Source organism: Neisseria subflava (genome assembly GCF_003044645.1).
In the GTDB taxonomy this organism is placed as follows: domain Bacteria; phylum Pseudomonadota; class Gammaproteobacteria; order Burkholderiales; family Neisseriaceae; genus Neisseria; species Neisseria subflava_B.
The window spans coordinates 166,820-190,358 of the sequence record NZ_POXL01000002.1; the positions used below are offsets into that span (position 1 = coordinate 166,820).

24 protein-coding genes and 2 tRNA genes are annotated in these 23,539 nt (G+C 50.3%); 8 read left to right on the forward strand and 18 right to left on the reverse strand.

The annotated features are described in order from the left end of the window. Positions 1-3: 3 nt before the first annotated feature. From nqrE to nqrM, 4 genes are all read left to right on the forward strand, one after another. Entirely contained in the window at positions 4-597 is a 594-nt protein-coding gene (gene nqrE / locus DBY97_RS02635) for an NADH:ubiquinone reductase (Na(+)-transporting) subunit E (RefSeq protein WP_003684365.1), read from the forward strand. 13 nt (positions 598-610) lie between these two features. Beyond that, entirely contained in the window at positions 611-1,828 is a 1,218-nt protein-coding gene (nqrF, locus tag DBY97_RS02640) for an NADH:ubiquinone reductase (Na(+)-transporting) subunit F (RefSeq protein ID WP_049333900.1), read from the forward strand. A 132-nt stretch (positions 1,829-1,960) separates the two neighbouring features. Further along, a complete protein-coding gene (locus DBY97_RS02645) occupies positions 1,961-3,028 on the forward strand; it encodes an FAD:protein FMN transferase (protein WP_107857333.1) in 1,068 nt (355 codons plus the stop codon). A 17-nt stretch (positions 3,029-3,045) separates the two neighbouring features. Next, positions 3,046-3,267 carry a (Na+)-NQR maturation NqrM gene (gene nqrM / locus DBY97_RS02650; protein ID WP_003680888.1) on the forward strand — a complete coding sequence of 74 codons (222 nt, stop codon included), beginning with the start codon at positions 3,046-3,048 and terminating at the stop codon, positions 3,265-3,267. Positions 3,268-3,495: 228 nt separating this feature from the next. Here the strand turns inward: nqrM and rpmG are convergent, their stop codons facing one another. The 6 genes from rpmG to DBY97_RS02685 form a co-directional block, all read right to left on the reverse strand. Further along, positions 3,496-3,651, reverse strand: a complete 156-nt coding sequence (gene rpmG, locus DBY97_RS02655) for a 50S ribosomal protein L33 (protein ID WP_003684373.1) — start codon at positions 3,649-3,651, stop codon at positions 3,496-3,498. Between the two features lie 30 nt (positions 3,652-3,681). Further along, positions 3,682-3,915: a 50S ribosomal protein L28 gene (rpmB, locus tag DBY97_RS02660; RefSeq protein WP_002216391.1), complete on the reverse strand. Its 234-nt coding sequence runs from the start codon at positions 3,913-3,915 to the stop codon at positions 3,682-3,684. 250 nt (positions 3,916-4,165) lie between these two features. Further along, on the reverse strand, positions 4,166-5,494 hold the full coding sequence (brnQ, locus tag DBY97_RS02670; RefSeq protein ID WP_107857335.1) for a branched-chain amino acid transport system II carrier protein: 1,329 nt from the start codon (positions 5,492-5,494) through the stop codon (positions 4,166-4,168). A 1-nt stretch (position 5,495) separates the two neighbouring features. Continuing rightward, positions 5,496-6,392, reverse strand: a complete 897-nt coding sequence (locus DBY97_RS02675) for a segregation and condensation protein A (RefSeq protein ID WP_107857336.1) — start codon at positions 6,390-6,392, stop codon at positions 5,496-5,498. Positions 6,393-6,484: 92 nt separating this feature from the next. Next, positions 6,485-6,952 (reverse strand): hypothetical protein, encoded by a 468-nt coding sequence (locus DBY97_RS02680; protein WP_107857337.1) that lies wholly within the window; start codon positions 6,950-6,952, stop codon positions 6,485-6,487. Between the two features lie 13 nt (positions 6,953-6,965). Next, positions 6,966-7,742, reverse strand: a complete 777-nt coding sequence (locus DBY97_RS02685) for a tRNA threonylcarbamoyladenosine dehydratase (RefSeq protein WP_107857338.1) — start codon at positions 7,740-7,742, stop codon at positions 6,966-6,968. Between the two features lie 186 nt (positions 7,743-7,928). Between DBY97_RS02685 and DBY97_RS02690 the strand changes: the two genes are divergently transcribed. Next, the gene (locus DBY97_RS02690) at positions 7,929-8,393 is read left to right on the forward strand and encodes a universal stress protein (protein ID WP_003680896.1); all 465 of its coding nucleotides are present in this window, start codon (positions 7,929-7,931) and stop codon (positions 8,391-8,393) included. A gap of 78 nt (positions 8,394-8,471) precedes the next feature. Here the strand turns inward: DBY97_RS02690 and hemL are convergent, their stop codons facing one another. Beyond that, the gene (hemL, locus tag DBY97_RS02695) at positions 8,472-9,755 is read right to left on the reverse strand and encodes a glutamate-1-semialdehyde 2,1-aminomutase (protein ID WP_107857339.1); all 1,284 of its coding nucleotides are present in this window, start codon (positions 9,753-9,755) and stop codon (positions 8,472-8,474) included. A 198-nt stretch (positions 9,756-9,953) separates the two neighbouring features. Here hemL and DBY97_RS02700 point away from each other — a divergent pair, with 198 nt between their 5' ends. The 3 genes from DBY97_RS02700 (at position 9,954) to DBY97_RS02710 (ending at position 13,282) form a co-directional block, all read left to right on the forward strand. Continuing rightward, positions 9,954-10,349 carry a hypothetical protein gene (locus DBY97_RS02700; RefSeq protein ID WP_049333912.1) on the forward strand — a complete coding sequence of 132 codons (396 nt, stop codon included), beginning with the start codon at positions 9,954-9,956 and terminating at the stop codon, positions 10,347-10,349. 73 nt (positions 10,350-10,422) lie between these two features. Continuing rightward, positions 10,423-11,745: a tRNA (N6-isopentenyl adenosine(37)-C2)-methylthiotransferase MiaB gene (gene miaB / locus DBY97_RS02705; RefSeq protein ID WP_036492978.1), complete on the forward strand. Its 1,323-nt coding sequence runs from the start codon at positions 10,423-10,425 to the stop codon at positions 11,743-11,745. A 226-nt stretch (positions 11,746-11,971) separates the two neighbouring features. After that, positions 11,972-13,282 (forward strand): NCS2 family permease, encoded by a 1,311-nt coding sequence (locus DBY97_RS02710; RefSeq protein ID WP_004519556.1) that lies wholly within the window; start codon positions 11,972-11,974, stop codon positions 13,280-13,282. 83 nt (positions 13,283-13,365) lie between these two features. Here the strand turns inward: DBY97_RS02710 and DBY97_RS02715 are convergent, their stop codons facing one another. From DBY97_RS02715 to thiD, 11 genes are all read right to left on the reverse strand, one after another. Beyond that, the gene (locus DBY97_RS02715; RefSeq protein ID WP_107857464.1) at positions 13,366-13,923 is read right to left on the reverse strand and encodes a hypothetical protein; all 558 of its coding nucleotides are present in this window, start codon (positions 13,921-13,923) and stop codon (positions 13,366-13,368) included. A 391-nt stretch (positions 13,924-14,314) separates the two neighbouring features. Further along, positions 14,315-14,389: transfer RNA gene (locus DBY97_RS02720), tRNA-Glu, on the reverse strand. 12 nt (positions 14,390-14,401) lie between these two features. Then, positions 14,402-14,478, reverse strand: a tRNA-Arg gene (locus DBY97_RS02725). A 132-nt stretch (positions 14,479-14,610) separates the two neighbouring features. Further along, positions 14,611-15,969 (reverse strand): deoxyguanosinetriphosphate triphosphohydrolase, encoded by a 1,359-nt coding sequence (locus DBY97_RS02730; protein ID WP_107857340.1) that lies wholly within the window; start codon positions 15,967-15,969, stop codon positions 14,611-14,613. 56 nt (positions 15,970-16,025) lie between these two features. Further along, on the reverse strand, positions 16,026-17,285 hold the full coding sequence (gene rho / locus DBY97_RS02735; protein WP_003680905.1) for a transcription termination factor Rho: 1,260 nt from the start codon (positions 17,283-17,285) through the stop codon (positions 16,026-16,028). A 244-nt stretch (positions 17,286-17,529) separates the two neighbouring features. Continuing rightward, positions 17,530-18,432 carry a DMT family transporter gene (locus DBY97_RS02740; RefSeq protein WP_107857341.1) on the reverse strand — a complete coding sequence of 301 codons (903 nt, stop codon included), beginning with the start codon at positions 18,430-18,432 and terminating at the stop codon, positions 17,530-17,532. Between the two features lie 82 nt (positions 18,433-18,514). Next, a complete protein-coding gene (locus DBY97_RS02745) occupies positions 18,515-20,203 on the reverse strand; it encodes a glutamine--tRNA ligase/YqeY domain fusion protein (protein ID WP_107857342.1) in 1,689 nt (562 codons plus the stop codon). 105 nt (positions 20,204-20,308) lie between these two features. Then, entirely contained in the window at positions 20,309-21,088 is a 780-nt protein-coding gene (locus DBY97_RS02750; protein ID WP_049332174.1) for a DeoR/GlpR family DNA-binding transcription regulator, read from the reverse strand. Positions 21,089-21,160: 72 nt separating this feature from the next. Further along, complete coding sequence (locus tag DBY97_RS02755; RefSeq protein WP_004519550.1) at positions 21,161-21,874, reverse strand: GntR family transcriptional regulator; 714 nt, start codon at positions 21,872-21,874, stop codon at positions 21,161-21,163. Between the two features lie 260 nt (positions 21,875-22,134). Continuing rightward, entirely contained in the window at positions 22,135-22,554 is a 420-nt protein-coding gene (locus tag DBY97_RS02760) for an OsmC family protein (RefSeq protein ID WP_003679886.1), read from the reverse strand. A gap of 111 nt (positions 22,555-22,665) precedes the next feature. Further along, positions 22,666-23,475: a bifunctional hydroxymethylpyrimidine kinase/phosphomethylpyrimidine kinase gene (gene thiD, locus DBY97_RS02765; protein ID WP_049332169.1), complete on the reverse strand. Its 810-nt coding sequence runs from the start codon at positions 23,473-23,475 to the stop codon at positions 22,666-22,668. Positions 23,476-23,539: the final 64 nt, after the last annotated feature.

Consider the following 23,539-nt stretch of genomic DNA (forward strand, 5'->3'; position numbering starts at 1 on the left):
CACATGGAACATTACTTAAGCCTCTTTGTAAAATCCGTCTTTCTGGAAAACATGGCATTGTCCTTCTTCTTGGGGATGTGTACGTTTTTGGCGGTATCTAAAAAAGTATCCACCGCATTCGGTTTGGGCGTTGCCGTAACTTTCGTACTCGGCCTGTCCGTCCCAGCCAACCAACTCGTTTACTCGCTGTTGAAAGACGGCGCGCTGGTTGAAGGCGTGGACCTGACCTTCCTGAAATTCATCACCTTCATCGGCGTGATTGCCGCTTTGGTACAGATTTTGGAAATGTTCTTGGACAAATTCGTCCCTGCCCTCTACAACGCATTGGGTATCTACCTGCCTCTGATTACCGTAAACTGCGCGATTTTCGGTGCCGTATCGTTTATGGCGCAACGCGAATACAACTTCGGCGAGTCCGTTGTATACGGTTTCGGTGCAGGTTTGGGCTGGCTTTTGGCTATTGTCGCTTTGGCGGGCATTACCGAAAAAATGAAATATTCGGATGTCCCTAAAGGCCTCAAAGGCTTGGGCATTACCTTTATCGCTGCTGGCCTGATGGCAATGGCGTTTATGTCGTTCTCCGGCATCCAGTTATAAGAAAGGAATCGGCATGGAGATTATTTTAGGTATCGTGATGTTTACCCTCATCGTCTTGGTGTTGGCACTGATGATTCTGTTTGCCAAATCCAAGTTGGTGAGCGAAGGCGACATCACCATCAAAGTCAATAACGAAAAAGAGCTGACGATGCCTGCCGGCGGCAAACTGCTGGGTGCGCTTGCCAGCCAAGGCATCTTCGTTCCTTCCGCCTGTGGTGGCGGCGGCTCATGCGGTCAGTGCCGCGTTGTCGTGAAAAGCGGCGGCGGCGACATTCTGCCGACTGAGTTGTCCCACATCAGCAAACGCGAAGCGCGCGAAGGCTGCCGTCTGTCTTGTCAGGTTAACGTTAAAACCGACATGGACATCGAAGTACCGGAAGAAGTGTTCGGCGTGAAAAAATGGGAATGCACCGTCATTTCCAATGACAACAAAGCCACGTTCATTAAAGAACTCAAGCTTGCCATTCCTGAAGGCGAAGAAGTTCCCTTCCGCGCCGGTGGCTACATTCAAATCGAAGCCCCGCCGCACACCGTTGCCTACAAAGACTTCGACATTCCCAAGGAATACCACGAAGACTGGGACAAATACAATCTGTGGCAATATGTTTCCAAAGTGGACGAGCCGATTTTGCGTGCCTACTCCATGGCTTCATACCCTGAAGAAAAAGGCATCATCATGCTGAACGTGCGTATCGCTACGCCTCCTCCTCGCGTACCTGATGCACCTCCGGGACAAATGTCTTCTTACATCTGGTCGCTTAAAGCCGGTGACAAAGTAACGATTTCCGGTCCGTTCGGTGAGTTCTTTGCCAAAGATACCGATGCCGAAATGGTATTCATCGGCGGTGGTGCGGGCATGGCTCCGATGCGTTCCCACATTTTCGACCAGCTGAAACGTTTGAACTCCAAACGTAAAATTACTTTCTGGTATGGTGCACGTTCCAAACGCGAGATGTTCTATGTCGAAGACTTCGACCAACTCGCAGCAGAATTCCCGAACTTCACATGGCACGTCGCCCTGTCCGACCCATTGCCTGAAGACAACTGGGACGGTTACACAGGCTTCATTCACAACGTGGTTTACGAAAACCACCTGAAAAACCATGAAGCACCTGAAGACTGCGAATTCTACATGTGCGGCCCTCCGATCATGAACCAGTCCGTGATCAAAATGCTCAAAGACTTGGGCGTGGAAGACGAAAACATCCTTTTGGACGATTTCGGCGGCTAACAGACAAAAAGGAAGAAACTTCGGTTTCTTCCTTTTTTATTGCTAGGCCGTCTGAAAACCATACTTTCAGACGGCCTGAACCTTTCTTTTACGATACAATAAAGGCTTCAAAAAATAATCCGCAAATCCCCTATGCCGTTTCTTTCCAATTCGTTTTACCGTCCGATAATCGGTTGCACCGTTGCCATCGTTTCCGCACTCACACTCTCTGCCTGCCAACCTGAAAAACAACAAACCATTACCCTGCAAGGCGAGACCATGGGCACAACCTATACCGTCAAATATCTTTCAGACGACCAAGACAAACTCCCCTCCCCTGCCGAAATACAAAAACGCATTGATGATGCGCTTAAAGAAGTCAACCGGCAAATGTCTACCTACCAGACCGATTCCGAAATCAGCCAATTCAACCAGCTGCGCACCGTCAATCAGGCCATGCCCATTTCCCAAGACTTTGCCTATGTAACCGGCGAAGCCTTGCGTTTAAACAAATTGACGCACGGCGCACTGGACGTAACCGTCGGCCCTTTGGTCAACCTTTGGGGATTCGGACCGCAAAAAGAAATCACGCACGAACCGACTGCACAAGAAATCCAACATGCTTCAGAAATGGTCGGTACGGACAAACTCAAACTTTCCCAAGATGGTCAGCAGCCTACACTCGCCAAAACCCATCCCGAAGTCTATTTAGACCTATCCTCCATCGCCAAAGGTTTTGGCGTGGATAAAACCGCCGCCGAACTTGAAAAACTCAATATCGGCAATTATTTAGTAGAAATCGGAGGCGAGTTGCATGGCAAAGGCCACAATGCGCAAGGCAACCCTTGGCGTATCGGCATCGAGCAACCCAATATCGTTCAAGGCGGTGCCACCCAAATCACCATTCCATTGGACAATAAATCACTGGCCACGTCCGGTGACTACCGCATTTTCCATGTTGATAAGTCAGGCCGCCGCCTTTCCCATATCATCAACCCTAAAACCAAACAACCCATCAGCCACAACCTTGCTTCCATCAGCGTAGTAGCTGAAAACGCCACACTTGCAGACGGCCTTTCAACCGGATTATTCGTCCTCGGAGAAACCGAAGCACTTAAACTTGCCGAGCAAGAAAATCTCGCCGTTTTCCTTATCATCCGAACTCCGCAAGGCGGCTACCATACTGAAATGTCCAGCGCATTCAAGAAATTATTAAACTAACCTTCAGGAATACACACATGAAAACCCTCCTTCTGACTTTCGGCATCTTTATCATTGTCATCCTCGGCATGGCAGTCGGCTATATCTTCTCCAAACGCACCATCAAAGGCAGCTGCGGCGGCATTTCCTCTCTCGGCATGAAGAAAATGTGCGATTGCGACACGCCATGCGATACCTTGCAAAAAGAGCTGGATAAAAAACAACATTCCGACAATCAAGGCATCAAAGTCGATCATTAAGTCGTTGTTGAATGTTTATTCATGATTCAAGGCTGCTGCTCCCCCCATCAGGCCGTCTGAAAAATAAAAGAGCGTGACTCAAATGGATACACGCTCTTTTATTTTGCCTCTTATAAAGCAATCCAAAAATATCTTGCATACACATTTAAAACAAGCCCCCAAAAACCAATCAGAAAATAAAAAGAAAAGCTCCTGCAAAACAGGAGCTTTTTCTTGGAAGAAACTGGATTATTTCAATTTAGTTTCTTTGTAAATAACGTGTTTACGGGCTACTGGGTCAAATTTTTTGATTTCCAGTTTGCCAGGCATAGTACGTTTGTTTTTAGTAGTTGTGTAGAAGTGACCAGTACCAGCACTGGACTCCAGTTTGATTTTATCGCGCATTGCAGTAATCCTTAATTAATGGTGTTTAAATTAAGCTTCGCCGCGAGCACGCAAATCAGCCAATACGACATCAATGCCTACTTTATCGATGGTGCGCAATGCAGCGTTAGAAACGCGCAGGCGAACCCAGCGGTTTTCACTTTCTACCCAGAAACGACGTGATTGCAAGTTAGGCAAAAAACGACGTTTGGTTTTGTTGTTGGCGTGTGATACGTTATTGCCAGACATCGGGCGCTTACCGGTCACTTTGCAAACTCGTGCCATGGTTAGTCTCCAAACTTCTAAAATAGTAAAACGCGATTTATACCACGAAATCCGCCTTCAGTTCAAGTCGTTTACTGAAAAAACGGGATTTGTGGAAATAAATCTTCTCAATATGTTGCATCTGCGAAACGGTATTTCGCAAAGCCTTAACTTTTCAATTATAACGGATTTCTTTAAAAAAATCATCTGTCGTTTGCGTGGTCGGTGAAATAAACAGGCCGTCTGAACATTTCAGACGACCTGTTTATCGTCATGCTTTTTTCTTCAAAGCCGCATTCAAAATGCAGCCGAGTATAAAGCAGGCTAAAGAGGGAACAACCCACCCTAAACCGATATTGTAAAACGGCAATGCACGCTCGATAGCAGCCGCGGTTTCGGTATCAAATCCAAACGCGGCCTTATAGGCATCGAGTAAACCGACCATAAGGGCCGCCATCATGGTACAGAAATAAACAATACGGCCGCCGCCAAATAATTTATCCGTCAAGGCCAGCAGAATGATGACGATGGTCAGCGGATACAACAGCATCAACATAGGGATGGAAAACTGCAAAATCGCTGACAGGCCTTTGTTGGCCAACAGGATAGATACCACCGTATTCAGTATCACAAAGATTTTATAAGAAATACCCGGGCAAAGACGGTTGAAATATTCGGCGCATGAAGTAATCAAGCCAACCGCCGTACTCAGACAGGCAAGCAGCACCATGACGCCAAGCAACACAATACCGGCCGTACCGAAATAGTGCTGTGCGGTTTTAGATAAAACCGACGCTCCGTTTTCCTGCAAGCCGATACCTGCCACACCTGTCGCGCCCATATAGCCGATAAACAGGTAAACCACTGCCAAACAAGAAGCCGCCAACACACCGGAAATCGTCGTTGTCTTCAGCAAGTCCGCGCGGTTGTCCACGCCCATGGCGCGAACGGCATCAATGACTATAATGGCAAACACCAGCGAAGCCAGCGCGTCCATGGTGCCATAGCCTTCCAAAATGCCTTTAACCAACGGATGAGTGGCAAAATCGCCTTGCGCCGCCTGCGGCACGCCCATCGGGTTAATGGCGGCATAGCCGACCAATATCGCAATTGACAACAACAAAACAGGCGTGAGGATTTTACCGATACGGTCAACCAGCTTACCCGGAGAAATCGACAGCCAATAAGTCATGCCGAAAAACACCAGGCTGAATACAGCCAATGCGATATTTTTCCAAGATTCATCAATGAAAGGAGAAATTGCAGTTTCAAAAGATACCGTTGCTGTACGCGGCATGGCAAACAAGGGGCCGATTGCCAGATAAAGCGCGGCGGCAAAAGTCACGCCGTACCAAGGCGCAACACGGGAAGCCAGCGCTTCCACATCGCGCGAGCCGGAATAGCCGACGGCAATCACGCCCAGCAATGGCAACCCCGCCCCGGTCAACAAAAAGCCGAACATTGCCGAAAGCCAGTTTTCGCCGGCCTGCTGTCCCAAAAAAGCAGGAAAAATCAGGTTTCCCGCCCCAAAAAACAGGGCAAACAGCATTAAGCCCACCGCCCATAAAGAAGCTTTGTTATGACTTGTCGTCGAATTCATTTTAGTTCTCTTTTTTCAAATTTTCGTTATCAGTTTCATCGGCTTCAAGGCCGTCTGAAAGCATTTCGGCTTCGTTTGTTTCCAAACCGTCTTTCAGGCTGATTTCGATTTCGCCATAATTTTCCGGCTGCACGATACGCACCAAGCCTTCTTTAGCCAATTCCAGCAATGCAATAAAATTGACCACCACATATGTCGCGCCCTGCTCCGGCTTAAACAAATCGCTGAATTTGCTGATACCGCTTTCGTTCAAACGGCGCAAAATCGCCGTCATCTGTGCGCGCACGGAAATGGTTTCCCGCACCACTTCATGACTGCGCGTATGCTTGGCACGCGACAAAATACCCAACCAAGCCTGCGTCAAATCGGCAACGTACACTTCCGGCAATTTCTCTTCGACCGCAATTTCCAGTGGCAAATACGCCCAAACAAAATCACGTCCGGCACGCGGCAATGCGTCCAAACCCTGAGCCGCCAGTTTCATCTGTTCGTAAGCCAACAGACGGCGCACCAACTCGGCACGCGGATCTGCCTCTTCATCCTCAACTTCTTCAGGACGCGGCAACAGTAGGCGCGATTTAATTTCAATCAACATCGCCGCCATCAGCAGGTATTCCGCCGCCAAATCAAACTGATACGCTTCCATTTGGGCAATATAGTGCAGATACTGCTCGGTAATCTTCACCATCGGAATATCGAGGACATCGATATTTTGCTTGCGGATAAGGTACAGTAGCAAATCCAACGGCCCTTGGAAGCTGCTCAATACCACCTTCAACGCATCAGGCGGAATAAACAAATCCTGCGGCACATCGGTGACAGGCTGACCGAACACCCACGCAACGGTATGTTCAGACGGCGTTGCGGCAGTGGAAGAAATAAGGTGTTCTGAAGGCATGGTTAAAGGGTCTTTTTCTTTTTAAGTTTAGTAAGAAGTTTCATCAACAAAAGGCCGTCTGAAACGAGAACGACCCGTTTTTAATATAAAAATCAACGTTTTTTACGATTGATTTGCAAAGAAACAATAGCGACGGCAAAGGTCTGGGCCAAGGCCATCCCCAACAGTGGCAGGCTGGCAAAAACTGAACCCGTCAGTACCGAACCGATATCTCGGGACAACACAAAACCATCCCTCGCAAGCATCGCCACCATCAAAGCCAACAACAGCAAACTTTCGCAACCGACCAAAAACCAAATCATTTTGACCGAACGGCGTTTGCGCCATTTCATGATACCGGCGTGTAAAAGGCTGAATATCACGACAGACAGAAACGGATAAAGAAAAGTGGTGAATGGGCGGTTATAACCGCTTTGCACACACAAATAATCGCCCGGCAGCGTATTGCATTCCATCACATCGAGAAACATCGGATCGACAGCATACATCAATACGCCGAACCACACCGCATAAATCAGGCTGGCGATAAAGTAGGCTTTAAAAAATCGGCTTTTAACCATCTTCCCCTACCCCTCACTTCCGCCCCGCAATATGCTCCAGCGCAGCCTGTGCACAATACAATCCAAACGAAGCCGTTACCAGCATACTCGCGCCGTAGCCCGCGCAGGACAAACCTTGCGGCGCAGCATCGGTCGAACACGCTTCGCCGGATTGCGGCGGCGTAATATTCTCGGTTGAATAAACGCAAGGCACGCGCATTTTTTCTTTGATATTGCGGCTGAAGCCGTAGCGTTTGCGCAAGGTATAGCGCAAATTGGAAAGCAACGGGTCGTGGGTAACACGGCTCAAATCAGCGGTTTGAATCAACGCCGGATTTTTCTGTCCGCCCGCGCCGCCGCTGATAATAAACGGTTGTTTATGTTGCACGAAATACGCCGCCATCGCCGCTTTGACACGGATTTGGTCGATGGCGTCGATGACAAAGTCAAAAGGCCGTCTGAAAAGCTCGTCCAGATTGTCTTCGGTAACAAAATCTTCAATTTCCGTCACTTCGCATTGCGGATTGATTTGGGCAATGCGTTCGCGCAAAGCGGTAACTTTTGCCTTACCGAAATCATCGGTCAAAGCGTGCAACTGGCGGTTGACATTGGACTCGGCGACGTTGTCCAAATCAATCAGCGTTAAACGACCGATACCGCTCCTCGCCAAAGCCTCCACCGCCCACGAGCCGACGCCGCCGACACCGACCACGCACACATGCGCACGCGAAAAGCGCGCCAGTGCTTCGTCTCCGTAAAGTCTGGCAATGCCGCCAAAGCGGCGCGAAGAAAGAAAAGCGGCGTCCTGCATAAGTAACCTTGTGATATATCAATAAATTAATGAAAAACGCGACAGGCGATTCGGACAGACATTATACTTGAAAGCAGATGGGCTGTTGTACCTGCCCGAAAGAGTTTATAATCGTTTCACATTCAGACAAGTTCTGATTTCATATTAAACGAAAGTGCCGCTACTCGGCGCAAAAGGAGAATAAATATGTACAAACATCTGGTTGTAGCCGTTGACGGTAGCGAGACTTCCCTCAATGCATTGAAACACGCTGCCGAACTGGCAAGCCTCAACAAAGCCCAACTGACTTTGGTTCACGTTGCCAACCCTGCCGAATACATGGCTTTGGCTCCTGAATTCCTGCAACACGAAAGCTACGAAGCCGCCGCAGTGGCTCAAGGTAACGAAGTTTTGGATTTCGCAGAAAAAACAGCGCGTGAAAGCGGCGTTGAAAACATCGTGAAACACCTGTTGGTTGCCAACAAAGGCGCGCGCGAAATGGCGCAAGACTTGGTTGACTACGCCGACAACAACGGCGCAGACCTGCTGGTACTCGGCACACACGGCCGCACCGGCCTGATGCACCTGCTGATGGGCAGCTTCGCCGAGACCGTAATGCGTCAAAGCCACCTGCCTCTGCTGATTATCCGCAGCAAAGCTGAAGAAGCATAATCAAACATTTATTTAAAATAGCGAAAGGCCGTCTGAATATTTTTCAGACGGCCTTTTTTCACATGACAGCTTAAGCTTTTATTTTGCCATTTCTTTGAACACTTCGTGTGCCACAGCAATGGTTTCGTCAATCAGCTCAGGCGTATGCGCGGCGGAAACAAAACCGGCTTCGTAAGCTGACGGGCCGAATGCGACATTGCGGTCGAGCATACCGTGGAAAAAATGTTTGAAACCGTCGATATTGGAACGCGCCATGTCGGCGTAGTTTTGCGGCGTATGGCTGGCAAAATACAAACCAAACATACCGCCCACGCTGTCCGCCGTAAATTTAACGCCATGTGCTTTAGCCGCATCGGCAATACCGTTGGCAAGGCGTTGGGTCAGGGCAGTCAGGTTTTCATAGAATCCTTCGCGCTGAATGATTTCCAGCGTTTTCAAACCGGCGGCAACCGCAATCGGATTGCCGGACAATGTACCTGCCTGATACACGCCGCCCAACGGGGAAATACATTCCATAATGTCTTTACGGCCGCCGAACGCCGCCAAAGGCATACCGCCGCCGATCACTTTGCCTATGGTGGTCAAATCAGGCTTGATGCCGTGCAAAGATTGCGCTCCGCCCAACGCCACGCGGAAACCGGTCATCACTTCGTCGTAAATCAACACGGCACCGTGTTTTTCAGTCAATTCGCGCAAGGCTTTGACAAAGGCTTCAGACGGCCTAACCAGATTCATATTGCCGACAAAAGGCTCCAAAATCACACAGGCAATGTCATTGCCGCTTTGGGCAAAGGCTTCTTCCAGTTGGGCGATATTGTTGTACTCGAGTACCAAAGTATGTTTGGTAAAGTCGGCAGGCACACCGGCGGAAGAAGGATTGCCAAACGTCAGCAGACCGCTGCCTGCTTTAACCAACAGGCTGTCGGAATGGCCGTGGTAGCAGCCTTCAAACTTGATGATTTTGTCGCGTCCGGTAAAACCGCGTGCCAGACGGATGGCGGTCATCGTTGCTTCCGTGCCGGAGCTGACAAGGCGCAGCTGCTCGACGGACGGCATGATTTTAGCGATTTCTTCGGCAATGACAATTTCGCCTTCAGTCGGCGCACCAAACGACAAACCGCCCAATGCTGCTTCGCGCACGGCTTCAATGACTTCGGGATGGGCATGGCCGACAATCGCAGGGCCCCAAGAGCCGACATAGTCGGTATAACGCGTGCCGTTTTCGTCCCAAACATACGCGCCTTCTGCCTTTTTGATAAAGCGCGGTACGCCGCCAACGCTGCCGAATGCGCGCACAGGAGAGTTTACGCCGCCGGGAATAATGGCTTTGGCGCGGTTGAACAAGCTTTCATTACGGTTCATGGTCAATTCTTTCGTAAGAGGTCGTCTGAAAATCAAATCGGTGCCATTTTAACACCAAATCCTTTTCAGACGGCCCAAGCTTCAAAATAAGAATCGGGCGCAAAATCAAAATTATTCTTTAAAAACAAACACTCTATCCACATTTTTCCTGCTTGTGCTATAATCCGCGACCTATTGAAACAATAAAAGAAAAGCATCATGTTACGCGGATTCATACTCAGCCTCGCCCTTTTGGCGTCCTCCCTCGTCCATGCACAACGCAGCCTGCCTGACGATATGGACGTGGCCGTCTTAAAGACTGTCGATTTGCCTTATCTGAAAGTCAGCAAAGGCGGTTTTTCTTGGACGCGCCTGCTGACCTTGGGCATTGTGGACGGCAACGCGGCCAAACTGCAAATCACGCGCTTTACCAAAATCCACGATGAAAACGACCGTTTCATCCCTATGGGTCGCCTACTGAATCAAACCGGCAAAGCCGTTGCGTTCAAATACAACGAAGAGAGCCGCCTCGTCCGCGAAATCTGGATTTTGACCGACGCCGAAGCCGACAGGTTCATCGAACACGCCAAAAAGCAGAAAAAGGCGGAAGAATAATTTTTCAGACGGCCCGAGTATTTCACAGGCCGTCTGAACCCTTTTACAACAAGCAAATCAATCAAAACAAACCATGAAAAAAGTATTTATCCGCACCTTCGGGTGCCAAATGAACGAGTACGACAGCGAAAAAATGCTGTCTGTCCTCGCCGAAGAACACGGCGGCATCGAACAGGTTACCCAACCTGACGACGCCGACATCATCTTGTTCAACACCTGCTCCGTGCGTGAAAAAGCGCAAGAGAAAGTCTTCTCCGACTTAGGCCGCGTACGCCCGCTCAAAGAAAAAAATCCCGACCTCATCATCGGCGTTGCCGGCTGCGTTGCCTCTCAAGAAGGCGAAAACATCGTCAAACGCGCTCCGTATGTGGACGTGGTTTTCGGCCCGCAAACGCTGCACCGCCTGCCCAAACTCATCGTCGACAAAGAAACCACCGGCCTGTCTCAAATCGACATTTCCTTCCCCGAAATCGAAAAATTCGACCACCTGCCGCCTGCGCGCGTAGAAGGCGGTTCGGCGTTCATTTCCATCATGGAAGGCTGTTCCAAATACTGCTCTTATTGCGTCGTCCCTTATACCCGCGGCGAAGAATTCTCCCGACCGCTCAACGACGTATTGACCGAGATTGCCGGTTTGGCACAACAAGGCGTTAAAGAAATCAACCTCTTAGGCCAAAACGTCAATGCCTATCGCGGCGAAATGGAAAACGGCGAAATCTGCGACTTTGCCACTTTGTTGCGCATCGTCCACGAAATCCCCGGCATCGAACGCCTGCGCTTTACCACCAGCCATCCGCGCGAATTTACCGACGCGATTATCGAGTGCTACCGCGACCTGCCCAAGCTGGTTTCCCACCTGCACCTGCCGATTCAAAGCGGTTCCGACCGCGTATTGAGCGCGATGAAACGCGGCTACACCGCCTTGGAATACAAATCCATCATCCGCAAGCTGCGTGCCATCCGTCCTGATTTGTGCCTCAGCTCTGACTTTATCGTCGGCTTCCCGGGCGAGACCGAGCGCGAGTTCGAGCAAACCTTGAAACTGGTCAAAGACATCGCCTTCGACTTGAGCTTCGTCTTTATTTACAGTCCGCGCCCCGGCACGCCTGCCGCCAACCTGCACGACGACACGCCGCACGAAGAAAAAGTGCGCCGCCTCGAAGCTTTGAACGAAGTCATCGAAGCCGAAACCGCGCGCATCAACCAAACCATGGTCGGCACGGTTCAACGCTGCTTGGTTGAAGGTATCTCCAAAAAAGACCCTGACCAACTGCAAGCCCGTACCGCCAACAACCGCGTGGTCAACTTTACCGGCACACCCGATATGATCAACCAAATGATCGATTTGGAAATCACCGAAGCCTACACTTTCTCCCTGAAAGGCAAACCGGTATAAGCACACACAAACAAAGGCCGTCTGAAACTGTTCAGACGGCCTTTATCTTGGCTTGGCCCGGCATTATCTGATTCATGTATTTTTATTACCCGAACAAAAGGCTTTTCAGTATAATACCGCCCGAAAATTCCCTTATCTGTTGAGAAGTTAAGGCAAAAATCCGAGCTTCCGGCAGTTAAATCCGCTGATTCCGTCCTTGAACGGCTTTCCCAAAGGAATATCTCGAATGAGTTCTTCAAATCAAAGCGTTTTGGAAAGATTATTCAACCTCAACGCCAATCAGACCAACGTCCGCACGGAAATTATGGCCGGTGTGACAACCTTCCTCGCCATGTGCTATATCATTATCGTCAACCCTCTGATTTTGGGCGAAACCGGCATGGATATGGGCGCAGTATTTGTGGCCACCTGTATCGCCTCCGCCATCGGCTGTTTCGTGATGGGCTTTGTCGGCAACTACCCGATTGCCCTCGCTCCGGGCATGGGTTTGAACGCCTACTTCACCTTTGCCGTCGTCAAAGGCATGGGCGTGGACTGGCGTGTGGCTTTGGGTGCCGTTTTCATTTCAGGCATTATTTTCATCCTGTTCAGCTTCTTTAAAGTGCGTGAAATGCTGGTCAACGCCCTGCCTATGGGCTTGAAAATGTCGATTGCCGCAGGCATCGGCCTCTTCTTGGCATTGATTGCACTCAAAGGCGCAGGCGTGATTGTGGCCAATCCTGCAACATTGGTCGGCTTGGGCGACATCCACCAGCCTACCGCCCTACTGGCGATGGCAGGCTTTGTCATGGTGGTTGCACTTGGCCATTTTCGCGTTAAAGGCTCCATCATCATTACCATTTTGACGCTGACTGCCGTCTCCACCATCTTGGGCTTGAGCGAGTTCAAAGGCGTGGTCGGCGAAGTTCCGAGCATTGCGCCAACCTTTATGCAGATGGACTTCAAAGGCTTGTTCACCGTCAGCATGGTCAGCGTGATTTTTGTATTCTTCCTGGTTGACCTGTTTGACTCTACCGGTACATTGGTCGGCGTTTCCCACCGCGCAGGCCTGTTGCAAGACGGCAAACTGCCGCGTTTGAAACGCGCCCTACTTGCCGACTCAACCGCCATCGTTGCAGGCGCCGCCCTGGGTACTTCTTCCACTACCCCTTACGTTGAAAGCGCAGCAGGCGTTTCTGCCGGTGGCCGTACCGGCCTGACTGCCGTTACCGTCGGTGTACTGATGCTGGCCTGTCTGATTTTCTCACCGCTGGTTCAAAGCATTCCAGCATTCGCTACCGCTCCCGCCTTGCTCTATGTTGGCGCGCAAATGTTGCGCAGCGCGCGCGAAATCGATTGGGACGACATGACCGAAGCCGCACCAGCATTCCTAACCATCGTCTTCATGCCGTTTACCTACTCGATTGCCGACGGTATTGCGTTTGGCTTTATCAGCTACGCACTCATCAAACTCTTATGCAACCGCACCCAAGACGTACCGCCTATGGTATGGATTGTCGCCGTGTTGTGGGCATTGAAATTCTGGTTCTTGGGTTAAATCACTCAAAAGAACAGGCCGTCTAAAAAGTTTTCAGACGGCCTGTTTTATTTTACCCAGCGTTTAAAGCTGTTGGTAAAAGATTATTTTTTCGCTTTTTTAGCAGCAGGTTTAGCGACAGCTTTCGCGCCTTTGTCCAATGCGCAGAAGCGGGTAACGATTTGATCAACCACTTCTTGTTTGCCGTTTACTTCGGTAGTACCGCGGATAGTCAGCATGTTGCCGTCAACTTTGTCTACGTTGGCTGCAGTAGCTGCTTCAGCAACCCAAGCGACATTGCCGCCCCAGAATGCGTTTACATCTTTGCTGCTGTCAGTGATACGGAACAAGTTTTCAGTTACTTGGCCTTTGTATTTTACTTGTGCAGCAACAACTTCGTTGCCTTTGAAGCCGTACATTACGCTCAGAGGCTCTTTGCCGTCTTTACCGCATTTGTAGTGAACTTCTTTAGTACCGTCGATAGAGTCTACTTTCAAAGTATTAGGCACTGGAGCTTGAGCTTGTTGAGCCTGAGCTTGAGTTTGTTGTTGCGCAGTAGGCGCAGCTTTAGCTTCAGGTTTGGCTTTAGAACCGCTGCTACATGCAGTCAGGGCAACAGCCGCCAAAACGGCAGGAACGATTAATTTAACATTCATATTCATAATTGACTCCCAAATGGTTTCAATAAAAAACCGGCAAACGCCGGCTGACATTTACACATTAACAGAGATATTCCGTCTTGTCTTTATCTCAGACGGCATTTTTTAAGAAAAGTTCAAATAAATATTTTTATTTTCTAAAATCAATAAATTATAAATATGAAATCATGTAAATTCAGGTTTGGGAATTTTTAAGATGAATACTGTTGTCAATAAATTAGGTTTTGACAATGGTAAAATGAGATTGAAAAGCGCATATAGACAAAAAGCCTGAGCAATTTATTTTACACACTTCTGCCTCTGGATTTGCTGAGCGTTTCAGACGGCCTTAGAACACAAACAGTAAATGCAATAAAAAAACGCAATCTAAAATAGATTGCGTTTTTTTGAAAACTGGCACGCCCACGGGGAATCGAACCCCGGTTACCGCCGTGAAAGGGCGATGTCCTAACCGCTAGACGATGGGCGCAGATAAATCTTGTGGCGCACCCGGAGCGATTCGAACGCCCGACCCTCTGGTTCGTAGCCAGATACTCTATCCAACTGAGCTACGGGTGCATCCTCATCACTTCGCCAGTGCGTTGTGAATCAAGAAGACCGAATAATATAGGCTTTACTGAAACCTGTCTACTCTTTTCGCAGATATTTTTTATATTTTTAATTAACTAATTGAAATAAAATAATATAAAATTAACGCAAAATCCCTACTCCTGACAAATCCTGCGCCATTTTAGCGGCGGAGTTATCGGTCATGCCGCCGACAAAATCCAAAATTTTCATATAGGCCTGATACAGACTGTCTTCAGGAAGAATCGGATTGTGCTTTTTCAATAATTCCAACGCCAAAGACTGACGCGTTGCCAACTGTTTTTCAGCAATCAGGGCATAAGCGGCAGGGACGAGTAAATCCAAGATGGAGCCTAAACATGGGAACGTGGCGATCTCGGTCAAGAGCTTGGTGTGATGGCGGAAAATCCGTGTTTGCGCCAATTCTTTTGCTTTTGCTAAAGTGTTTTGCACTTGCGGGCTACACAGAGCAAGCAGGTCTTTGCCTTTGAATGTTCCGTCCAACAAGTCAGACTGATGCAGCATAAAGGTTTGCGCGACATCATCAATCGCCTTGCCGATCGCAATGCCGCGCAACATGGCGCAACGCTGACGGCTGGAGCTGGCGTGCCATGCGCTTTCAGCAAAGGTCAGCTCGGACAAGATACTCTCCACTTCCGTATCCGTGAGCAAATCCAATTCGACGGCATCTTCCAAGTCCAGCAAGGCATAGCAAATATCGTCGGCGGCCTCCATCAAATAAGACAAAGGATGGCGCGCCCAGCTGTCTGCTCCTGCGGAAACCAGCCCCAATTCATCGGCAACTTGACGGATAAACGGCAACTCGGTTTGATAAATATTGAATTTCTTTCTGCCGTTTGGATGTTGCGTTGTCCACGGATACTTCAGCAATGCGCCAATGGCTGCCGCAGTCAGGCGCATTCCGCCCGCCTCCGGATACATTTCAAGGCTGGCGACGATACGCAGGCTATGCGCATTGCCTTCATAGGTTTGAATATCGTTGCGTTCCGCTTCGTTCAATGTATTCAGATAAATTTGATGTTCAGGCCGTCTGAACCAATCGCGCAAAGCATCTTCGCCGGTATGACCAAATGGCGGATTGCCCAAATCATGCGCCAAACAGGCAACCTGCACCACGGCACCAATATCGCTGGGTGTATTGCCCTGCGGCAGAAAACCGCCGTTGTGCAACATCACGCCCACGCGGTTGCCCAAACTCCTGCCCACGCTGGCAACTTCAACGCTGTGCGTCAGGCGGTTGTGCGTCAAATCGTGTTGCGCCAGCGGATGCACCTGCGTTTTACGGCCAAGGCGGCGGAAGGCTCCGGAAAAAACGACTCGGTCGTAGTCGATGTGAAAATCCGTACGCAAGGCATCGGCGCCTTCCTGAGTCGAAGGGGTAACGGTCGGCACAATTTCGCCGTTTTTGGTACTGAAGCGTTGGGTGGACAATAAGTTTTGCCAATTCATTCGGATGGTCATAAAGATTCCTCAAGCAAAGTAAAGGCCGTCTGAAACATGTCCAGACGGCCTTATGCTTATTTACCGCGCATCAATTCAAAGAAATCGTCATTGTTTTTGGAGTCTTTGAGTTTGCCTACCAAAAACTCGGTCGCTTCGATTTCGTCCATAGGATGCAGGAATTTGCGCAAGAGCCACATGCGTTGCAACTGATCGTTCGGCACCAGCAATTCTTCGCGGCGCGTACCGGATTTATTGATGCTGATGGCCGGGAACAGGCGTTTTTCTGCCATGCGGCGGTCAAGGTGCAATTCCATATTGCCCGTACCTTTGAACTCTTCGTAAATCACGTCGTCCATGCGGCTGCCGGTTTCAACAAGTGCTGTCGCAATAATGGTAAGCGAACCGCCCTCTTCCACATTACGCGCTGCACCGAAGAAGCGTTTCGGACGGTGCAAAGCGTTGGCATCAACACCACCGGTCAGAATTTTGCCCGAAGTCGGCACGACGGTATTGTAGGCGCGCGCCAAACGGGTAATCGAATCCAGCAGGATGACCACGTCTTTTTTGTGTTCAACCATGCGTTTGGCTTTTTCAATCACCATCTCGGCCACTTGTACATGGCGTTGCGCAGGCTCGTCAAACGTAGAGGAAACCACTTCGCCGCGTACAGAACGGCTCATTTCGGTCACTTCTTCCGGACGCTCATCAATCAACAGGACAATCAGCTCGACATCGGGATAATTGGCGGTAATGGCGTGGGCAATGTTTTGCAACATCACGGTTTTACCGGTTTTAGGCGGCGCCACCAACAATGCACGTTGGCCTTTACCGATTGGGGAAACCAAGTCGATGGCGCGGCCGGTCAGATTCTCTTCAGCTTTGATGTCGCGCTCGAGTTTGAATTGTTCGGTTGGGAATAAAGGCGTGAGGTTTTCAAAGAGGATTTTGTGTTTGCAGACTTCGGGCTGATCGCCGTTGATGGTATCGAGACGGACAAGCGCAAAATAACGCTCGTTGTCTTTAGGTACGCGCACGCTGCCTTCGATGGTGTCGCCGGTGTGCAGATTGAAGCGGCGGATTTGTGTGGGCGAAACATAAATATCGTCAGGGCCGGCAAGGTAAGAAGTATCTGCGCTGCGCAGGAAACCGAAGCCGTCGGGCAGGATTTCGAGTGTACCGGAACAGGTAAAGCTGACATTTTGCTTCATCATCTGGCGGACGATGGCAAAAACGAGGTCTTGTTTGCGGAAACGGTTGGCGTTTTCAATGCCATGTTCTTCTGCCATTTCCAAGAGTTTGGAAATGTGGAGGGTTTGGAGTTCTGAAACGTGCATAGTATTGATATATTTTGAATGGTATCAGAGAGATGGCACAAAGGCCGTCTGAAAGGATGAAATCGTGCCGCAGGATACGGTAGATTTTTGAGAAAGTTGAATTTTAGGCAGTTGGAGGCAGGGTGTCAAATTTTTAAATCGAACACTAAAGCCGTGACTTGATTTTATCCTGCAATAAGATTATGGCCGGCAACAGCTTGGCAATCGCAACCCTATCGACCAAAATCCGAGTATTTACCCAACTTCAGACAGCCTTTTGCCCGTACCGCATCAGCGTCATGCCGCCGACCGCCGCCGCACAACCCGCAACCAGCGAAATATGCAACGGTTCGCCCAAAAACCACGCCGAAGACAGCACGCCAAAAATCGGCACGAGCGTAATATACGCCGCCGCGCTGCCTGCGCCCAAAGTCTTTACGCCTTCGAAATACCACGCATAGGCCAATACCGTCGCACCGATGACCAGCCACGCCAAGGCTGTCCAACCGCGTCCATCCATTGCCGCTATTGCCTCAAACGGCATTCCGTCCATCCACAACGCCACCACCGACAACATCAACGCACCAATGAACGACGTTGCCGTCGTTACCGTCAGCGCGTCTATCCCACGCAAAACCGCGCGACCAATTAAAGTATAAGCCGCCCAACAAACCACGCAGCCGAAAATCAGCCACTCTCCTGCCTTGATGCCGCCCGATAACACTGTCAACGGTTGCCCTTGCGTTACCACCATAATGGCACCGCCGACCGCCAGCAGCATGCCCGCCAAAATCTTCACATTTAAACGCTCGCCGAAAAACCAAGTTGCCAACAGCAGTGTCAATACCGGATTCACCGCCACGACCACCGCTGCCTTGCCTGCCGGCATAGTCTGCAAACCCAACATAAAAAACACCGCATAGCCGCACACGCCGACGGAAGCGGCTGCAGTCAAGCCCAGCCATTGCCGTGCCGACAAAGCCGCCAAAGTTACAAACCTGCTGCGCGCAAACAACCAGCCCAACAACAAAACCGAAGCCAGTACAAACCGAACCGCCCCGCCCGTCAGCGGCGGCAGCGACTGCCCGAGCATACGCCCCATCGGCCAGGATGCGCCCCACAACACTGCCATTCCCAGCAGTTTCAAATGTACAGAATAACGTTCCATCTCATCCCTTTATCGACAAAGGCCGTCTGAAAACCGGATTTCACGTTTTCAGACGGCCTTCAATATAGCGACTGCAAACAGATTACTTAGGCTGCCAAGAATCTTTCAGCGTTACCGTGCGGTTAAACACCGGCGTGTCTTTGCTGTGGTCTTTGCGGTCGGTGACGAAGTAGCCGATGCGTTCAAACTGCCAACGGCTCTCCGCCGGCAAATCTTTTGCGACAGGCTCGGCGTAGGCGGTGATTTCCTTGATGGATTCTGGATTGAGGAAATCGGTAAACGGTAGGTAGTTGCCGTCTTCGCCGCGCACGGCATCGGGACGCTCGACGGTAAAGAGGCGGTCGTAGAGGCGGACTTTGATTTCGGCGGCGTGTTCGGCAGACACCCAGTGAATCACGCCTTTGACTTTACGGCCTTCGGGATTTTTGCCCAAGGTATCGTGGTCGATGCTGCATTTGAGTTCAACCACATTGCCTGCCTCGTCTTTTACTACTTCATCGCACTTAATCACATAGCCGTGACGCAAGCGTACTTCGCCGCCGGGAATCAGGCGTTTAAAGCCTTTGGGCGGATTTTCGGCAAAGTCGTCGGCTTCGATGTAGATGGTTTGTGAAATAGGCACTTTACGATCGCCCATTTCTTCGTGGTTCGGATGGAACGCGGCACGTCGGCTTTGGGTTTTACCCGCTTCAAAGTTGGTCAGGGTCACCTTGAGCGGATTCAAAACCGCCATCAGGCGCGGAGCGGAGTTTTCCAACTCTTCGCGAATGGCACCTTCCAACACGCTCATATCGACGATGTTTTCAGATTTGGAAATACCGGCGCGTTTGGCAAACAGGCGCAGGCCTTCAGGCGTGTAGCCGCGGCGGCGCATACCGGAAATGGTCGGCATACGCGGATCATCCCAGCCGGCAACGTGGCCGTCTGAAACCAGTTGGTTCAGCTTGCGTTTGGACGTGATGGAATATAAAAGCTCCAAACGGGAAAACTCGTATTGGCGCGGACGCGTGGCGTGCGGCGCGGGGATGTTGTCCAACACCCAGTCGTACAGCGGGCGGTGTGCTTCAAATTCGAGTGTACACAAGGAATGCGTGATGCCTTCGATGGCATCGGAAATGCAATGCGTATAGTCGTACATCGGGTAGATGCACCATTTGTCGCCGGTGTTGTGGTGATGGGCGCGGCGGATGCGGTAGATGACGGGGTCGCGCATATTGATGTTGCCTGAAGCCATGTCGATTTTCAGACGCAGGGTTTTGCTGCCGTCTGGAAACTCGCCGTTCTTCATGCGTGTGAACAGGTCGAGGTTTTCTTCGATACTGCGGTCGCGGTAAGGGCTGTTTTTGCCTGCTTCGGTCAGCGTACCGCGGTATTCGCGCATTTCTTCGGGCGTCAAATCATCGACATACGCTTTGCCGTCTTTGATTAAACCGACGGCGTAGTCGTAAAGCTGGTCGAAATAGTTGGAGGCAAAACGCGGCTCGCCCGCCCAATGAAAGCCCAACCACTCAACGTCTTCTTTGATGGCGTTGACGTATTCGTCGTTTTCTTTTTCAGGATTGGTATCGTCAAAACGCAGGTTGCACAAGCCGTCATAAATATAAGCCAAACCGAAGTTCAAGCAGATAGATTTAGCGTGGCCGATGTGCAAATAGCCGTTCGGCTCGGGCGGGAAACGGGTTTGGATGGCTGTATGTTTACCGCTTTTGAGGTCTTCATCGATAATGGTGCGGATAAAGTGGTTGTCCGCGAATTGGTCTTTATTCAACATAGTATTTCTTTGATGGGAAAATGATTTTCTGTTTTCAGACGGCCTGAGCATTCAATCAGGCCGTCTGAAAGGAATGGAATGATGGCTCAATTGTACCCGACTTGGCTACTTTGATACAGGGTCGGCAACCTGCCACGCCACGCCGCGCTCGTTTAGGGTTTTCTGCATGGCGGCAGATGGTGTGCGATCGGTAAACAGCTTATCAAATGCGCCGATATCGCCCAATCTGACTAAGGCATTGCTGTTGAACTTGCTGTGGTCGACACCGAGATAGCGCACGCGGGCATTGTTCACCATCGCCTGCATGACGCTGACTTCCTTGTAATCGTCATCCAAAAGCGAGCCGTCGTTTTCTATGCCGTGGGTACTCATGATGGCATAGTCGACTTTGAATTGGTTGATGAAATCGACAGTCGCCACGCCGGTAATACCGCCGTCCAATGGGCGGACCACGCCGGAAGCGATGATGACCGTGTAGTCGGTACGCGCCGCAGTGATGGAGGCGGCGTAGATATTGTTGGTGATAATCCGCAGGTTTTTACGCTGTCTGACCAACTCGGCGGCGACGGCTTCCATGGTGGTGCCGATGCTGATAAATAGCGAGGCATTGTCGGGAATGGTGGAAGCAATCAGACGGGCAATGGCGTTTTTTTCCTGCTGCTGATGGTTGCGCCGCTCCTGCCCTGCCGTTACGACTGAAACGTCGCCCAAAGATGCGCCGCCGTGATAGCGTTTGAGCTGTCCGGTCTCGCTCAACTCCTGCACATCGCGGCGTATGGTTTGCGGCGTAACATCCAAATTCGCCGCCAATTCTTCTACCGTCATAAAGTTATGTTCGCGGACAAGGCTGAGGATATGTTCGTGTCTTTGGATTTTGGGTTTCATGGCGTTTCGTTTTGTAGGGATAAACCAATGGCCGTCTGAATATTTCAGACGGCCTTTTTATTGTCAAACCGATTACATCTCAAGTTTCTGTTCCAAGCGTTCCATGCACGCGCCCAAGTGGCGGCGCATGACTTTGGTCACACGGTTGCGCTTGCCTGCCAGCAACAAATCGAGGATTTCTCGGTGTTCATGGTGCGAATTAGAATCGATGTTGCGCTTTTCTTTGCGAAGCGGATCGGAAACGGCCACAATCAATGAAGAGCGCGCGCACAAGGTATTCATGATTTCAAACAGGACATCGTTGTCCAACAGCCGCGCCAATTCGACATGGAAAGCATTGGACAGGCGGTTCCAACCCACTCGGTCGCCGCTTTCAGAGGCTGCGCCCTCTTGCTCAATCATGGCATAAAGCGGTTGCAGACGCGTTTCCAAATCAGGCATATCGATAAGGACGCTCAAAATCATGCTTTCCATTTCGATACGCGTGTTGAACACGTCTTTCATTTCTTTCAAGTCCGGCACATGGACAAATGCGCCGCGGTTGGGCTGCAAATCGACGATTTTATCGTGCGCCAAAAGCGATAATGCGCCACGCACGGTATTGCGCGAACAAACCATTTGCCGGCACAGCTCGGACTCGGTCAGTTTTTTGCCCGGCAGCAGCAGATGGTCGGTAATCCCGTCCAAAATCAATGCGTACACGCGGAAAAGTTCGGAATCGTGACGCTCTTCCAAAATAAGCGATGAAGTTGCAGGCGCAACGTTGGTATTATTTTCGTAATCCATAATGTTTCCCCAGTATTTGTGTTGAGGCGCAATGGCTTGCAGACCTGCATATTTCAGGGTTGGTTAAAATATAATTAAAAATTGTTGACAATGTTAAACGAAACTTGCACAATGAGATCAACAAGCCAAGTTATAAAGGCTGATAGAGAGAGAGAAAAAGGAATAAAAAGCAAGCAGATATATTCATGTTAATGCGTGAATATATCTGCTTTTTTTGTGGGTAGCCGGTTCACGCTCCGGCTTTTTCCTTGAAAACCGCCCTATTCTGTTTCGACGATCTCGAAGCTGTGGCTCATTTTTGCCGCTTTGCCCAACATAATTGATGCGGAGCAATATTTTTCGGCAGACATCTGTACGGCGCGTTCGATCGCGCTTTCTTGCAAATCCCGACCATACACTTTGAAGTGGATATGGATTTCGGTAAACACGCGCGGCGCGGTGTCGGCGCGTTTGGCAGTCACTTCGGCACGGCAGTCGGTGATTTTTTGGCGTTGTTTCTCGGCAATCATCACGACATCGATGCTGGAACAGCCTGCTACACCCAACAACAGCATTTCCATCGGGCTGGGGCCGCGTTTGACTTCGCCTTCAGCCGCCGCGCCTTCCATCACAACGCTGTGTCCGTTTGCCGTTGTACCGACGAAGCACATTCCGTCTATCCATTTTGAGGTAACTTGCATGGTGTCTTTTTTATCCGTAAAAGCATTAATCCGATATTGTAAACAATTTCAAGTGATAAACCTAGTCAGGCCGTCTGAAAAATACAATCAATTACAATCGATCTGAACGCATTATTCGTCCCGATACGCCCAGTGGTTGACCGGCCCGTGCCCTGCCCCGATGCCCAAAGGATGGGAAATGGCGGCGGCAATATAGTTTTTTGCCGTTTGAACCGCCTCGGGCACGCTAAACCCTTTTGCCAACTCGGCAGTAATGCAGGCAGAAAACGTGCAGCCCGTGCCATGCGTATGCGGCGTTGGGAAACGTTTGCTGTTTAGCTCAATGGTTTCGTATGGCGTAAACAGCCAGTCGGTGCAATATTCGCTTTGGCTGTCGGCAAGATGGCCACCCTTAATTACCACATTTTTCACACCCCAATCCTGAAGAATTTTGGCGGCGCGTTCCGCATCTTGGCGGTTTTCAATATTGATACCCGTCAATGCCTGCGCTTCGGGCAGATTGGGGGTCAATACGTCCGTATGCGGCAACAGCAGGCGTTTCATGGCTTCAACGGCTGAATTTTCCAACAACGGCGCTCCGCCTTTGGCAATCATGACCGGATCCAACACGCGTTTGCCGAAGTCGCATTCGGCGGTTTGTTCCGCCACGCATTCGATGATTTCCGCCGTACCCAACATGCCGATTTTATAGGCACGGATTTGGAAATCCTCCTGAATCGCGGCAATTTGCGCAGCAATCATGTCGGTCGGTATCGGATGCACTGCCGATACGCCCAAAGTATTTTGTGCGGTAACCGCGGTCAGTACGCTGGTACCGAACACGCCGCGCATCTGAAATGTCTTCAAATCTGCCTGTATGCCCGCGCCGCCGCCGGAATCTGAGCCGGCAATCGTCAGCGTTTGAATAAAAAGTTCGTCCATCATATCCTCCTGTTTTTCAGACGGCCTTGTGTTTATCGTTGTTGAGAGCAGTTTGGTTTTATCC

Excerpts from the sequence above, each read along its gene's own strand:
- nqrE (WP_003684365.1), top strand. The coding sequence starts at position 4 with ATGGAACATTACTTAAGCCTCTTTGTAAAATCCGTCTTTCTGGAAAAC.
- nqrF (WP_049333900.1), top strand. The coding sequence starts at position 611 with ATGGAGATTATTTTAGGTATCGTGATGTTTACCCTCATCGTCTTGGTG.
- DBY97_RS02645 (WP_107857333.1), top strand. The coding sequence starts at position 1,961 with ATGCCGTTTCTTTCCAATTCGTTTTACCGTCCGATAATCGGTTGCACC.
- nqrM (WP_003680888.1), top strand. The coding sequence starts at position 3,046 with ATGAAAACCCTCCTTCTGACTTTCGGCATCTTTATCATTGTCATCCTC.
- rpmG (WP_003684373.1), bottom strand. The coding sequence starts at position 3,651 with ATGCGCGATAAAATCAAACTGGAGTCCAGTGCTGGTACTGGTCACTTC.
- rpmB (WP_002216391.1), bottom strand. The coding sequence starts at position 3,915 with ATGGCACGAGTTTGCAAAGTGACCGGTAAGCGCCCGATGTCTGGCAAT.
- brnQ (WP_107857335.1), bottom strand. The coding sequence starts at position 5,494 with ATGAATTCGACGACAAGTCATAACAAAGCTTCTTTATGGGCGGTGGGC.
- DBY97_RS02675 (WP_107857336.1), bottom strand. The coding sequence starts at position 6,392 with ATGCCTTCAGAACACCTTATTTCTTCCACTGCCGCAACGCCGTCTGAA.
- DBY97_RS02680 (WP_107857337.1), bottom strand. The coding sequence starts at position 6,952 with ATGGTTAAAAGCCGATTTTTTAAAGCCTACTTTATCGCCAGCCTGATT.
- DBY97_RS02685 (WP_107857338.1), bottom strand. The coding sequence starts at position 7,742 with ATGCAGGACGCCGCTTTTCTTTCTTCGCGCCGCTTTGGCGGCATTGCC.
- DBY97_RS02690 (WP_003680896.1), top strand. The coding sequence starts at position 7,929 with ATGTACAAACATCTGGTTGTAGCCGTTGACGGTAGCGAGACTTCCCTC.
- hemL (WP_107857339.1), bottom strand. The coding sequence starts at position 9,755 with ATGAACCGTAATGAAAGCTTGTTCAACCGCGCCAAAGCCATTATTCCC.
- DBY97_RS02700 (WP_049333912.1), top strand. The coding sequence starts at position 9,954 with ATGTTACGCGGATTCATACTCAGCCTCGCCCTTTTGGCGTCCTCCCTC.
- miaB (WP_036492978.1), top strand. The coding sequence starts at position 10,423 with ATGAAAAAAGTATTTATCCGCACCTTCGGGTGCCAAATGAACGAGTAC.
- DBY97_RS02710 (WP_004519556.1), top strand. The coding sequence starts at position 11,972 with ATGAGTTCTTCAAATCAAAGCGTTTTGGAAAGATTATTCAACCTCAAC.
- DBY97_RS02715 (WP_107857464.1), bottom strand. The coding sequence starts at position 13,923 with ATGAATATGAATGTTAAATTAATCGTTCCTGCCGTTTTGGCGGCTGTT.
- DBY97_RS02730 (WP_107857340.1), bottom strand. The coding sequence starts at position 15,969 with ATGACCATCCGAATGAATTGGCAAAACTTATTGTCCACCCAACGCTTC.
- rho (WP_003680905.1), bottom strand. The coding sequence starts at position 17,285 with ATGCACGTTTCAGAACTCCAAACCCTCCACATTTCCAAACTCTTGGAA.
- DBY97_RS02740 (WP_107857341.1), bottom strand. The coding sequence starts at position 18,432 with ATGGAACGTTATTCTGTACATTTGAAACTGCTGGGAATGGCAGTGTTG.
- DBY97_RS02745 (WP_107857342.1), bottom strand. The coding sequence starts at position 20,203 with ATGTTGAATAAAGACCAATTCGCGGACAACCACTTTATCCGCACCATT.
- DBY97_RS02750 (WP_049332174.1), bottom strand. The coding sequence starts at position 21,088 with ATGAAACCCAAAATCCAAAGACACGAACATATCCTCAGCCTTGTCCGC.
- DBY97_RS02755 (WP_004519550.1), bottom strand. The coding sequence starts at position 21,874 with ATGGATTACGAAAATAATACCAACGTTGCGCCTGCAACTTCATCGCTT.
- DBY97_RS02760 (WP_003679886.1), bottom strand. The coding sequence starts at position 22,554 with ATGCAAGTTACCTCAAAATGGATAGACGGAATGTGCTTCGTCGGTACA.
- thiD (WP_049332169.1), bottom strand. The coding sequence starts at position 23,475 with ATGGACGAACTTTTTATTCAAACGCTGACGATTGCCGGCTCAGATTCC.